General features: G+C 35.3%; 10 protein-coding genes and 1 riboswitch. Of the genes, 1 reads left to right on the top strand and 9 read right to left on the bottom strand.

The window, feature by feature from the left end; genetic code table 11:
- Positions 1-431: 431 nt before the first annotated feature.
- Positions 432-1733: an O-antigen ligase family protein gene (locus COI44_RS20505; protein ID WP_098429594.1), complete on the top strand. Its 1302-nt coding sequence runs from the start codon at positions 432-434 to the stop codon at positions 1731-1733.
- Positions 1734-1771: 38 nt separating this feature from the next.
- Here COI44_RS20505 and COI44_RS20500 read toward each other — a convergent pair whose 3' ends face one another.
- The 9 genes from COI44_RS20500 to COI44_RS20460 form a co-directional block, all read right to left on the bottom strand.
- Entirely contained in the window at positions 1772-3067 is a 1296-nt protein-coding gene (locus COI44_RS20500; protein WP_098429593.1) for a nucleobase:cation symporter-2 family protein, read from the bottom strand.
- A gap of 209 nt (positions 3068-3276) precedes the next feature.
- Positions 3277-3380, bottom strand: a riboswitch (purine riboswitch).
- Positions 3381-3471: 91 nt separating this feature from the next.
- Complete coding sequence (locus COI44_RS20495) at positions 3472-4284, bottom strand: ABC transporter permease (RefSeq protein WP_098429592.1); 813 nt, start codon at positions 4282-4284, stop codon at positions 3472-3474.
- The gene (locus tag COI44_RS20490) at positions 4281-5312 is read right to left on the bottom strand and encodes an ATP-binding cassette domain-containing protein (RefSeq protein ID WP_098429591.1); all 1032 of its coding nucleotides are present in this window, start codon (positions 5310-5312) and stop codon (positions 4281-4283) included. Before COI44_RS20490 ends, COI44_RS20495 begins: the two co-directional genes overlap by 4 nt.
- A 155-nt stretch (positions 5313-5467) precedes the next feature.
- The gene (gene helD / locus COI44_RS20485; protein ID WP_098429590.1) at positions 5468-7819 is read right to left on the bottom strand and encodes an RNA polymerase recycling motor HelD; all 2352 of its coding nucleotides are present in this window, start codon (positions 7817-7819) and stop codon (positions 5468-5470) included.
- A gap of 341 nt (positions 7820-8160) precedes the next feature.
- Positions 8161-9312, bottom strand: a complete 1152-nt coding sequence (nagA, locus tag COI44_RS20480) for an N-acetylglucosamine-6-phosphate deacetylase (protein ID WP_098429589.1) — start codon at positions 9310-9312, stop codon at positions 8161-8163.
- Between the two features lie 90 nt (positions 9313-9402).
- Complete coding sequence (locus COI44_RS20475) at positions 9403-10335, bottom strand: ROK family protein (RefSeq protein WP_179887208.1); 933 nt, start codon at positions 10333-10335, stop codon at positions 9403-9405.
- 1 nt (position 10336) lies between these two features.
- Complete coding sequence (locus tag COI44_RS20470) at positions 10337-11272, bottom strand: 1-phosphofructokinase family hexose kinase (protein ID WP_098429587.1); 936 nt, start codon at positions 11270-11272, stop codon at positions 10337-10339.
- Positions 11273-11276: 4 nt separating this feature from the next.
- Positions 11277-12128 (bottom strand): tagatose-bisphosphate aldolase subunit GatY, encoded by an 852-nt coding sequence (gene gatY / locus COI44_RS20465; protein ID WP_098429586.1) that lies wholly within the window; start codon positions 12126-12128, stop codon positions 11277-11279.
- Complete coding sequence (locus COI44_RS20460) at positions 12125-13336, bottom strand: SIS domain-containing protein (protein ID WP_098429585.1); 1212 nt, start codon at positions 13334-13336, stop codon at positions 12125-12127. The genes gatY and COI44_RS20460 overlap by 4 nt, the downstream gene beginning before the upstream one ends.
- Positions 13337-13349 lie beyond the last annotated feature (13 nt).

The following is a 13349-nucleotide window of genomic DNA, read 5'->3' as shown; positions in this document are numbered from 1 at the left end:
TGTTAAATTCTCAAGCATGTTTGCTTCACCTCAAGTAATTTTTTAAAAGTAAATTTAATTTCATATATATTATAACTATCTTTGAAATAAAATTTCAATACTAAAATTCATAAGGAAGAAATTTCATATTATTAAATCGTATTTTTGTTCAAATAAATGTCATATTCATCAAACCACCACAAATAATTTTTCTTTTATAAGATGCATAAATTTATAATCTGTACATTAATTTGTCTAGCAAAAAAGTTTAAGCTCAATTTACAATTTCAAAACATAATTAATAAACTCTTGTGGTATTTTAAACCTATGTATTTAAAATATGTTTGTTAATTTGATGACAACTTAACTAAAATACAATTCATTTTAAAGATGAGAAGACAACATCCTCCATATGATTAAGGATATTTATGTCACTTAACTAGGGGTATACAATGAAAAAGTTTATACAGTTTTATAAAAATTTCTCGTTAGTGGAGAAAAGCGCACTTCTCTGCTTTCTCTTACCTCCAGTAGGTATTTCATTGCTATTGATCATCGGGCTTCGTACACTCTATACTCAATGGTTTATTAATAAACGGTTTATTTATTCGTTTAGTTCGTACTTTTTCTTATGCCTACTTATATCTACTATTGGTGCTGCCCTTTTATTTAGAAATATATTGTTTTTATTGGTCAGTATCATGATTCTTGGTTACTGGGGAATCTATTGTAGGATTTTAGTAACTGAGAAAGGTCAATTATTTCAGAGATTTCGCATGGTCATAATCTTTGGAGGCATATATAGTTGTGTAATTGGATGGATATCTAAATGGTTTGTTTTTCCTAAGATTGTTGGTTATTTATTGGGAACAGTGCTTTTTGGAGAAGTGGAACCTAAGAATTTTAACCGTCTAATTGGTTGTGCATATAATCCCAACTTTACTGTTTTTATTTTATTAATCGCTATTTCTTTTCTCTTAGCAAGCATACTTTCTAGTTTAGAGAGAAAACACTTTATTAACTTAGCGTGGCAGCTTCCAATCCAACTTCTACTTAGTTATGGAATTTATCTTACGGGTTCAAGAGCTGGCTTTGGGACGATGGTTCTAATTTATTTACTTTTTATCTTCCGACTTAATCGAATCTTTTTCTTTGTTTGTACCATAATCGGACTATTCTTTTCGAAATGGTTGCTCTATATAATGCCAAGGGCCGATTCTGTTATTCAAGCAGGGCATAAAAGGTTGGACATTTGGAAAAACGCATATACTATATGGAAAAATCACCCATTCTTTGGTGTGACACCAATAGGATTTGGTCAAGAATATGTAATACAATATGGTCATTTCATCCCCCATGCACATAATTTACTGCTGGGTATGTTTGCGGAATACGGAACATTAGGAGGATTGGCTTTTATAACATTAATTAGTATAAATATTGTAAAATGCATTCACTTATTCTTTTTTGAGCGCAGCAAAAAATGTTTTTTCAACAGTTTTTTACTTGGCCTACCAATTATTTTGTTTACAGGGGTATTTGATGAGCCAGTGTTCTCTCCACAAATCGGCTTCCTCACAGTCATACTGCTTGGGTGTTGGGATCGATATTCGAAACGTATGCAATTTAATATTGAGATTTCAGCAGTTCAAGGCAAATTTATAAGCGTTTATGGGAGCACGGCAAGGTTAGTTGTAAGTTCGTACATGATTTTGCATTATTTAAAATCGAAGTTTATTAGTAATAAGTACTAAAAAGACCCCTACGATTAATAGGGGTCTCAGTATGTAGTTTATGATATTTTTTTCGTAACTTGCACTTCTACTGCCACACTTTGTTTTGTTAAGAATAAATTTAAAATAATTGCAGTTAATGAACCTGTCACAATTCCATTTTGCATTAACATTTTTAAAAAGTCAGGTAGTTGGTCGAACATTTGTGGAAGGGTTGCTGAACCTAACCCTACTGCTATACTACAAGCCGCGATTAATAGGTTTTCTCCTTTACCTAAGTCTACTTCTGAAAGAATTGATATCCCGGCAGCTGCGACAGATCCGAACATAACAATCATTGCGCCTCCAAGAACGGCATTTGGAATAACAGTCGTTAAAGCTGCTAGTTTAGGTAATAACCCAAGAACAACCATGATACTTCCCGCAGCATAAATAACTTCCCTAGATTTAACTTTTGTAAGTGAGATTAAACCAACATTTTGTGAAAACGCTGTGTACGGAAATGCATTAAAAATACCACCAAGCATAATCGCAAGACCTTCTGAACGCAACCCATTTACAATCTGATCCTGTTTAACTTTTTGGTTAGTCGCTTTTCCGACTGCGAAATAGACTCCAGTAGACTCAACCATACTAACGATACAAACGATAATCATTGTGATAATAGCTGTAATACTGATTTTTGGTGCTCCGAAATAGAATGGTTGAGCGATACTAAACCATGATGCTTCCGATACGCTTGAAAAGTGAACGATTCCCATTACATAGCCAGCAACTGTTCCTACAACCAAACCAACAAGTACGGAAATTGTACGTAAAAATCCTTTAGCCCATCTGTTAACAATTAAAATTACGATAAGCGTAAGAAGGGCTAGTAATAAATTGTGTATTTGACCGAAGTCTGGACTCCCTTGTCCACCTGCTGCATTATTCATAGCTACTGGAATTAGAGAAAGTCCAATTATCGTAACTACTGATCCTGTAACAATTGTAGGGAAAAATTTTAAAAGCTTGCCATAAAAAGGAGCAGCTAATACAACAAAGATCCCAGAAATAATTATTGCACCGTATGCTGTTGGTAAGTTTGAAGAGGATGCAATTGCAATAATCGGACCTACCGCCGTAAAAGTACATCCTAAAACGACTGGCAATCTGCTACCAATGTATTTAGTCCCCATGCTTTGCAGGATTGTTGCGATACCGCAAGTAAATAAATCTGCTGCTATCAGATAAGCGATTTGAGTTGGCGTAAGTTTAAGTGCGCCACCTATTATAAGAGGTACAACAACTGCACCTGCATACATAGCCATGACGTGTTGAAAGCCTAATGTAAATGCTTTTTGTTTACTTAACAATCTGATTCTCTCCCTTGTCATTGCTTTAATTTATCTATATTGATTGGCTTACAGTAGTACTCTTTATAAAACAAAAAAGGACAGGTTCCACTTGAGTATGTTTCTCTCAAGTGAAACCTGTCCTTCTGGGTTTTTATCCCTAATGGTGTAGCACGTGTAGTGCCCACATCGCTCGGACCAGCCATTTTACTTATACAATAATGCGGAACCCTAGATGTGCTTTCACTCATAGTCGGTCGATTATATTGGTCGTCCGGTAGAAACTTATGGGCCATATCCCCATGATTATATGAGTTATTTATATATTTGTACCTTGATTATGTTACACATGCTATTCAATATTTTCAAGTAGAAAATGCAAGAAAAGGTGCTCCATTAGAAAAAAACTAACGGAACACCTTCTATTATGTTCTACGCATATAAGCTTTTACAGTTAGTGGTGCAAAAATTGCTACAATTACAGCAGCTCCAATAAGCGAAATGATTAGATCTGAACCTGCAGTTCCCGTGTTCGTAAGATTTCTTACAGCAGTGATCAGATGAGAAATTGGGTTTATTTTTACAAACCATTGAAGCCAATTTGGCATTGTATCGACTGGTACAAAGGCATTTGAAAGGAATGTTAATGGAAATAGTGCTAGCATAGAAATCCCTTGTACACTTGATGCTGTCCGTGCAATTACTCCAAAAAAGGCAAAAATCCAGCTAATCGCCCATGAACATACAATTACAAGTAGTCCGGCTAAAACGACATAGCCTAAGCCACCTTCAGGACGATATCCCATTATATACCCCATAGTGAAAGTAAGAACAGTAGCGATTGTATAACGTATCGTATCCGCCAATAAGGCTCCAGCCAGTGGTGCAATTCGTGCAATTGGCAGCGACTTGAATCGATCGAATACACCTTTATCCATATCTTCACGCAATTGTACACCTGTAACAATCGAAGTAGTAATGACAGTCTGCACTAAGATTCCTGGTATGATTACCGGTAAATAACTCTTAACATCACCAGAGATTGCCCCACCAAAGATATAAGTAAACATAAGTGTAAAAATAATAGGTTGTAACGTAACATCAAATAATTGTTCTGGTGTACGCTTTATTTTTAATAAACCACGATAAGCCATCGTAAATGAATTTTTTACTGATTGACTAAAGCTAGTTTTATTTTTTAATTCACGATAAGTAGCTGGTTTTATTGAAGTGCTCATCCCCTTACTCCCTCCAATTCTTTTGTTTTATCTGACTCCTTTAATCCATCATTATCTACGCTGTTACCAGTAATCGTAAGGAATACTTCATCAAGAGTCGGTTTTTGTACACTCATTTCAGCTAAATGAATACCTTCATCACGTAGTGCGATTAGTAGGTCGGTTACTCGGTCAGCATCCGCCAAAGGTGCAGTAATCTTTCCTTCTACTGATGTGATATTGGATTTTACTTTTAATACATGTTCTACTGTCTGACGCGCTTTTTGAACATCTTTTATATCTTGAATTTTTAATTGTAACGATGAACTACCAACTGAAGCCTTCAATTCATCAACAGTACCTTCCGCAACTACAAGACCACGATCGATAACTGCGATACGATCAGCTAGTTCATCCGCCTCTTGAAGATATTGTGTTGTTAAAAGAACTGTTGAACCTTCTTTTACTAAACGACGAATAGTATCCCACATTTGATTCCTAGTACGGGGGTCTAAACCAGTTGTCGGCTCATCTAAGAAGATCAGTGGAGGCTGAGCAATTAAACTTGCAGCCAAATCTAGCCTACGACGCATTCCACCTGAGAAATTTTTCAGTGGGCGTTTTGCTGTTTCCGTTAAGCCAAATTCCTCTAATAAATCAGCTGCTTTCTTTCGCGATTCCGCTCTACCTAGACCTAGTAATCTTGAAAAAATAATAAGATTCTCTGTAGCACTTAGTGACTCATCTACTGAGGCATACTGACCAGTAACACCAATTAATTGACGTACAATTTGAGCCTCTTTTAAAACATCATGTCCGAATATGCGTGCAGTACCTGCATCTTGTCTAAGTAATGTAGCTAGCATTCTAATTGTGGTTGTTTTTCCTGCACCATTTGGTCCAAGTACACCGTAAATACTTCCAGCACGAACGTTTAAATCCACTCCATCAACCGCACGATTTTCACCAAATATTTTAACTAAACCACTCGCTTCTACAGCCAAATCTCCATTATTTGGGGTAATTATTTTTTTATTTAAATAGTCCAATTTACTTCCTCCTTTACGACTTATTACAAGATGAATATATCGACTAATTATGAATTAAGTATGAACTTTAAATAAAAGTTTTCTTTACGCATAATTACAAGCTAGATGGTTCAATGTAAAAAACTTCCCTTATATAAATTAAGGGAAGTTTAAATTTATTCATGTACTATGGTCTGATTTAGTAGTAAGAACTCTGAATCTATATCATGTAAAAAAGGTGTCGCTTCACCTAAGCTATATAGATGTAACTGATGCATTGCTCGTGTACATGCAGTATAGAATAGTCTTCGGAGACGCTCGTCTCCATAAACTTGAGCTGATGCATCATATATAATCACTGCATCGAATTCAATTCCTTTTGCTAAATATGCAGGAATAATGACTACACCTTGTTCATATTCAACTGAGTTTCTCTTCACATGCTTGATTCCTTCTACAACTTTTAATGCTTCATACGCCTCTAAACTTTCTTCAGCAGATTTGCAAATGACAGCAATTGTATTAAATTCACTTTTCTTTAAGTCTTCGATTTTAGATGCAATATGACTGTGCAAATCTTCTCGATTAGATAACTGTGTTAACACAGGCTTATCTCCAACTCGTTCAAAAGGTGTAATTAGATTACCTCCAGGTATGAGTCTACGTGTGAACTCTACAATTGGTTTTGTTGATCTGTAACTGCGTGTCAAATTGATCACTTTTGTTTCATCTGGCCCATATAAGCCTTTAAGGACATTAAAATCTCCCATTTCACTGGCATGCGCAAAGATAGCCTGATTAAAGTCACCTAAAACAGTCATCTTTGCAGAGGGAAACAATCTCTTCAAGAACTCAAATTGGAAAGGAGAATAATCTTGAGCTTCATCTACAAGTACAAATTTAATCGTAACATTCGATTGGAATCCTTGAACCAATTCTTTTAAAAGTAAATACGGTGTAGCATCCTCATAAAACAATTTGCCTTCATCTAACATATTTAATGTTAACTGACATATGTCTTCCCAATTTTCAGGGATATCCCCTTCAATCCATTGTTCAATTTGAGTTGGATTGGAAAATAACTGTTTGTATACACCCTTTATGTCAATGAAACGTAATCCCCGTACCCATTCACGTAATGGCTTTAGTTTTTTACGTACAACCATTCGACCTAATACCTTAGTTTCTTGTTCATAATCATCGAATGAATTATCTTTAAATTGTTTTTTCTGTAAGTACTTATATGCTTTTTGATAATCATCTTTACTGAGTAACTCGATTTCATCTTGTACCCATGTTTTTTTCAATTCTAGCTTTTCCATGTCATTGATTTGTTTGTTTAACCATTCCGTCAAGTTCTCTAATCGGTTGTTAAATTTTAAAGAAGTATCGGTGCTATAAAATCTTTCATATATCTGTTTAGCTGTAACAACAGGTTTGCCCCTAAATTTAAATCCCCTAAAGACCATTCCGGATAATTCCAGTGATTGTCTGTATGCCTTAATCGTCTCAAAGAAATGAGTTGAAGCTTTAAATCGAATGCTTGAAGTCCTAGTCTTATAGGAAGGATCATCTAAAGCAGTTAGCACATATTCTAATTGCTCATAATTATCCTCAACTTGGAACGCATCACTTAGCCTATGAACTAAATATTCTTGGAATGTAACCTGTTGCATATTTTCTTCGCCTAGTTCAGGTAAAACTCTCGATACGTAGTTATTAAACATTGCGTTAGGAGAAAATAAGATAATTTGATCTGCTTTTATCCAATTTCTATATTTGTAGAGCAAATAGGCAATCCTTTGTAAAGCTGCAGATGTCTTTCCGCTGCCAGCCGCCCCTTGAACAATCAGTAATCTACCTTTGTCATAACGAATAATCTGATTTTGTTCTTTTTGAATGCTGGCTACTATGCTTCTCATGTGCTTATTTGTACCTTTGCCTAGCACATGCTGCAAAATCTCATCACCTATAGTAAGACTTGTATCGAACATTGATTCAATTACACCGTTACGTATAATGTATTGCCATTTTTGGTCTAATACGCCATTTACTTTCCCCCCAGGTGTATCATATTCAGCAGGACCTGGTGGATAATCATAGTAAACACTCGAAACTGGGGCCCTCCAATCATAAACTAAAATATTTTCTCCAGTTTCATCCATTAGCGTTGAAACACCAATATAAATACGCTCCGTTTCAGACATACCTTCTTCTGTAAAGTTAATACGACCAAAATAAGGAACCTCTTTCATCCGACGAAGTGCTGATAATCGGTTTGAAGATTGCTTATGATTAATTTGGCCGATCGCCAAAAGTTGAGATTGTTGTCTTAAACTAATAACCGTCTCTAAATAATCATCAAAGCTATCTGTATTAACTTTAACCTCATCCCAAAAGTTTTTACGAACATTGATGACTTCGTTTCTACGTTGGGCTGTTTCGTCTGTTAATTTACTAATTTTGTCCGTAATTAGATCTAGTACAGCATTTACTCTTACTTGTTCTTTTTGAAGTTCGTTGTTCATTTCATGCACTCCTTTAAAAGATAAAAATGGGGGTTGACTCAAGAGGATTTGTATAGTAAAATTAAAGTAGGGAAAATATGACCTCTGTATTTTTCTCGTAATATATATACTGTATTAATCTACCACGTTTTTATCTTTTAGGCAATAGTCCTCGTTTGAAATCATCATTATTTCATCTTAATTACTAATTTTCTTACATTGAAAAAGCAAAATGACCTATCCAAAAATGATCATTTAATCACTTATAGTAAGGTCATCCTTATTATTTATTAATTTCTTCTGCACATACTTCAATTAGTTACCTTTTATTAAATTTTACATCTTTGTTAAAATACCTCATATTATTTATGATTATTCCTAAATACAAATTTTCCATTCACAATAGTAGCTTGAACATTAAACTGACGATCAATTAAGACGATATTTGCTTTTTTCCCACATTCTATGCTTCCAACTTCATGACCAATATTAAGTAATTTTGCTTGGTTAAGACTGACCATCGGTAAAATAGTTTCTAAAGGCACTCCTAAAACGTCTTTTACATTTTTTAAACACTCCATTAAATTAGTTGTGCTTCCAGCTAATGAGCCTGTTTCTACTGTTCGAGCAATTTTATTTTCCACTTTAACGTCTAATGTACCAAGTGTATAGGATCCATCTGGTAAATCAGCAGCTGCCATTGAATCACTTATTAAAAATATCCGTTCTGTTCCTTTTGCTTTGTATAACAGCTTAATCGCTCCCGGGTGGACATGCTGTAAATCTGCTATACATTCACAATAACATTGATCATTAGTTAGGACGGCACCAAGACACCCAGGATCACGATGATTGAATCCTTTCATGCCGTTAAAAGTGTGAACAGAAATTCTTGCCCCATGTTCAATTGCGTTATTCGTTGTGTCATAGTCTGCATTTGTATGACCCATAGACACGTGAATTCCTTTATCTGTTAGCAATTTAATAGCTTCCTCTGCAAGCTCTTTTTCTGGAGCTATAGTGATCACTTTAACCGTATTATTGGAAACTTTTATGACTTCAATTAACTCATCAGTATTTAGTTCACGAATATACTTGACCGGATGAGCACCTCGATGCTCAGTTGTAATATATGGGCCTTCTACATATGATCCAATGATTTCCGCTCCTTCTGTCTGTCCTATCGCTTCACTTACGATCATTACAGCTTTTTTAATTTTTTCGAAATCATGAGTCAGTGTAGTTGGCAAAAATCCCGTAACTCCATGACGTGCAAGCGACATAGACATTTCTTGTAATGATTGTACACTACCATCCATCGTGTCATTTCCAGCAATACCATGAATATGTAAGTCAATCATGCCTGGAATAGCTACAAAACTAGAATAATCCAAAATTTCACAGGAGGGTCTATTCGTTGTTACTTCATTTATTTTTCCGTTATTAATCAGTATATAGCCAGCTTCAATTACTTTATCGGGTGTATATACCTTTTCTACCTTAATTGCTTTCATAAAACTTCCCCCTTTATTGTTCGCAGGAATACTTTTTATTAAAGAAGAATAGGCAACACCAAAATAGGATGCTGCCTGTTTGCTTAAAAATTATACGTGTAAGTAGTTTAATTTTTTTAAAGTTAAATAACATGCCCCATACAGCCCAGCATCATTCCCAAGAATCGAAGGAAATACGATTATTTCTTGATGATAAATTGGCATGGTTTCCTTTTTAATCTCAGAGTTGATGTCTTGAATAAATCGGTCTCCCTGCTCAGCAATTCCTCCCCCGATAATAATGGCCTCCGGGTTCAGAAGATGGACTATATTTGATAGACCAATGCTTATATAATGAATAAACTTTTTATACACGCCAGTAGCAATTGAATCTCCTACTTCTACTAGAGCTAAAATTTCTTCTCCAGAGATTTTCTCTATAACTTCACCATTTTTGTTCTTCTCATCAATAAAGTCATTTACTAACGCTGAGGTAGCAGCATATCTTTCAAAGCACCCTCTCCGTCCGCATCCACATGAACGTCCGTTATTAATGATGACGGTATGACCTAGTTCACCAGCTAAAAGACGAGATCCGCTTACAATCTTCCCATCTATGATAATAGTGCTTCCAATACCTGTTCCTAATGTTAGAAAAACTACATCTTTCTTTCCTTGAATTGCACCTTTCCACATTTCGCCGATGCAAGCACTTTTCACATCATTTTCTACACTAACGGGTAATTTAAATAAATTGAAAAGTATTTCGCCAAGCTTCATTCCTGAATAGTCAGGTATATTGTTGGAAAATAAAATTTCACCTGTTTCATGATTTACAAGACCACACGAGGAGATTCCGATTCCTGCTATTAAAAAATCATTTTGGAGCTTTTTTATTTTCTCAGCTAAAAGTTCAGGAAGCAGCTCTTGTATATTACTTTTAGGTGTTGGTACCTTATCTTTGTAAACGATTTGCCCATCACGATTAATCAGGCCAATTTTGATAAATGTACCCCCGATATCAAAACAAACTATATTTTCCAACTTAATCGCCCCCTGTTAACTCCTTCACCTTAATAAGATTAAAGTAATGTTGAACTTTTGTTAATTCAACTGATCCAGTCCGCTCTGAGGCAGCATTGGATATCCCGCAGGCACACGACCACTTTAAACTATCTTCAATTGAATAACCTTTCGAATGAGCAAAGGCAAAGCCTGCAAGCATGCTATCTCCTGATCCGACTTGGTGCACATCTGTCAAGGTTGGTATAACTGCCTGCAGTGTGATGTTTTTGCTAATTAAAAGAGCACCTTCTTTTCCTAAAGAAAGTAAAACGTATCGGGTACCTTTTTGGCATATTTCTCTAGCGTGCCAGATCATATCCTCTATTGATAATTGGTTTAACCCGATTAACTTGCAAAACTCTTCTCTGTTCGGCTTAATTAAAAAAGGCTTTCCCTTTACACCATCAGCTAGTGATTCTCCACTTGAATCTAAAAGAAAATACTTCCCTTTTTGTTTTGTTTTTTCTATTAGGTCTCTATAAAAATCAGAGTCGATTCCATATGGCAAACTGCCAGAACCTACAATATAGTTATTCGATTCTAGAATAGTATCAAAATTTTTCAAAAATTCTTCTCTTTCATTCTCCAATATCTCTGGCCCTTGTTCAAGGATTTCTGTATGACCTTCTTTCGATTCAATTGCTAAACAAAATCTTGTTTCTCCTTTTATTTCTACAAAACGATTAATTAAATTGTAAATTGGGAGCTGACCAGCTACCCACTCGCCGCTTTTTCCGCCTAAAAATCCGGTACAAGTAACTTTAGCCCCTAGCTGAGATAATACACGTGAAACGTTAAGCCCTTTTCCACCAGCTGTTTTATCTATAGCTGTAACACGATTAACGTTATCTAAGTGAAAGACAGGAAGATTATACCGAATATCAATAGCTGGGTTTAATGTAATTGTAGCAATCATTTTTCTAACCTCTATTCATACTACCGCACATTTTAATTTTATCAGCAACGACTATTTTCATTTCTCTTACTGCATCTTTAAAATAATATCTAGGGTCATTGGCATCTGGGTGTTCATTTAGGTAACCACGCAATCCATTAGCAAAAGCTATTTTTAATTCAGTAGCAATGTTTACTTTACATATTCCGTTTTTAATCGTTTTTTGTACTAATCCATCAGGTAAACCTGAAGCTCCATGTAGAACTAGAGGAATATCAACTTCTTTTTGGATTGCACTTAATCGTTCAATATCTAATTTAGGTTCTCCTTTATATAGACCGTGGGCCGTTCCAATGGCAACAGCTAACGAATCGATTCCTGTTCTAGAAACGAACTCTTTAGCTTGTGCTGGATTTGTATAAATTTGATCCTTTTCATCCACTTCAAGATCATCTTCTACCCCACTTAGTCGGCCAAGTTCCGCCTCCACAGCAACCCCAAACGAAGAAGCATAATCGACTACTTCACGAACAATTCGAATATTTTCTTCAAAGTCATGATGAGAGGCATCAATCATGACTGAGTGAACTCCACTATCAATTAAAGCTTTAATATCATTAACTTTTTCATGGTGATCTAAATGGAAACAAATTGGAATATCGTATCTTTTTTTTGCGGCCTCCATCATACTAATTAGAAACTCTTCCCCCATATAACTAACTGTACTTGGTGTAGCTGCGATCAAAACCGGTGAACGTAGCTCCTGAGCTGTTTCCAAAACTGTTTTCATTGTTTCTAAGTTATGAATATTAAATGCCGGAACTGCATAGCCTTTTGATTGTGCCTCTAAAAGAATCGTACTTCTTGATGTAATCAAGATAAATCTCCTCCATTCTTCATCTCATTTGTAAAAGGGTAAATCGTAACTCCTTTAACAACTCTGTTAACTACTCCTAATGGAGAAGGGTTATCTGGAGAAAAGCCGAGATTAATCGATTTATACATAGCAAAAGTTTGCGCGTATAAGATAAAAGGGAAAGTTAGAAAAATATCTTCACTAATTTTAAGAAGATCCACGTAAAAGAAAAGATCACTATATTCTTCAGCAACCTGATCCTTTAAAGATGAAATTGCTACTACTTTCCCTCGATTGGTTTCTTTGTAAATCTCTTCTAAAATGTCGAGATCGTACTGTCTTGTGTAAGGGTTGCAAGATAAAAACACAAATACAACGGTATCTTTATCTAAAATGGACTTAGGGCCGTGTCTAAAACCTAATGAAGTATCAAAAGTAGAAGGAATTGTCCCGCCTGTTAACTCCAATAATTTTAATGATGCTTCTCTTGCCAATCCTTCAAAAACCCCTGAACCTAAATAAACAACTTTTTGAAAAGACGAATTCGCCAGTTGTTTAATACTTTGTTCGCTCCCGCTAATAATTGAATGACCAGCATGTATAAGTTCTTCAACTTTCTTCTCCCACGTATGAATCTCATCAATATTGAAAAGTAGTAAAGCTGAGAAAAGCATAGTCGTAAAACTACTCGTCATTGCAAATCCTTGGTCATTTGCTTCTTCTGGCATATGGATGACCAAATGATTATGATCATTTTTCTTCTTTTGAGCCAGTAGTCCGTCTTGGTTACATGTAAAAACAATTCCATAAAAATCATCTATAACTTGTTCTCCTAAATGAATAGCAGCCAAACTCTCTGGACTATTTCCTGAACGAGCAAATGAAATCATGATTGTTGGAAGGTCCTTGCTTAAATAAGAATATGGATTTGACACAATATTTGTCGTAGCAATACTCTCTACTACTATTTTTTTGTTGTTAACGATTTGTTTTAAATAGGGAAGAACTGTGTCACCAACAAATGCAGATGTACCCGCACCAGTTAAAATAATTCGTAACTGATCGTGTTTCTTTTCAATGCCCTTTAAAAATGTAAGAATTCGGTCTCTATTAAATAAAAGAATATCCTTTGTTTCGTTCCATAATCTAGGTTGCTGGGCTATTTCTTTTGCTGTATGGCTCGCGCCAACATTCATTCTTTCATTTTCACTTGATTTTAATAGCTCCATATTTACTTCCTCC

This window comes from Bacillus sp. AFS088145, assembly GCF_002564465.1.
GTDB lineage: Bacteria > Bacillota > Bacilli > Bacillales > Bacillaceae_G > Gottfriedia.
Note: the sequence above shows the minus strand (reverse complement) of the source record. Positions and strands in the feature narration are given on the sequence as shown.

Excerpts from the sequence above, each read along its gene's own strand:
- COI44_RS20460 (WP_098429585.1), bottom strand. The coding sequence starts at position 13,336 with ATGGAGCTATTAAAATCAAGTGAAAATGAAAGAATGAATGTTGGCGCG.
- COI44_RS20505 (WP_098429594.1), top strand. The coding sequence starts at position 432 with ATGAAAAAGTTTATACAGTTTTATAAAAATTTCTCGTTAGTGGAGAAA.
- nagA (WP_098429589.1), bottom strand. The coding sequence starts at position 9,312 with ATGAAAGCAATTAAGGTAGAAAAGGTATATACACCCGATAAAGTAATT.
- helD (WP_098429590.1), bottom strand. The coding sequence starts at position 7,819 with ATGAACAACGAACTTCAAAAAGAACAAGTAAGAGTAAATGCTGTACTA.
- COI44_RS20470 (WP_098429587.1), bottom strand. The coding sequence starts at position 11,272 with ATGATTGCTACAATTACATTAAACCCAGCTATTGATATTCGGTATAAT.
- COI44_RS20495 (WP_098429592.1), bottom strand. The coding sequence starts at position 4,284 with ATGAGCACTTCAATAAAACCAGCTACTTATCGTGAATTAAAAAATAAA.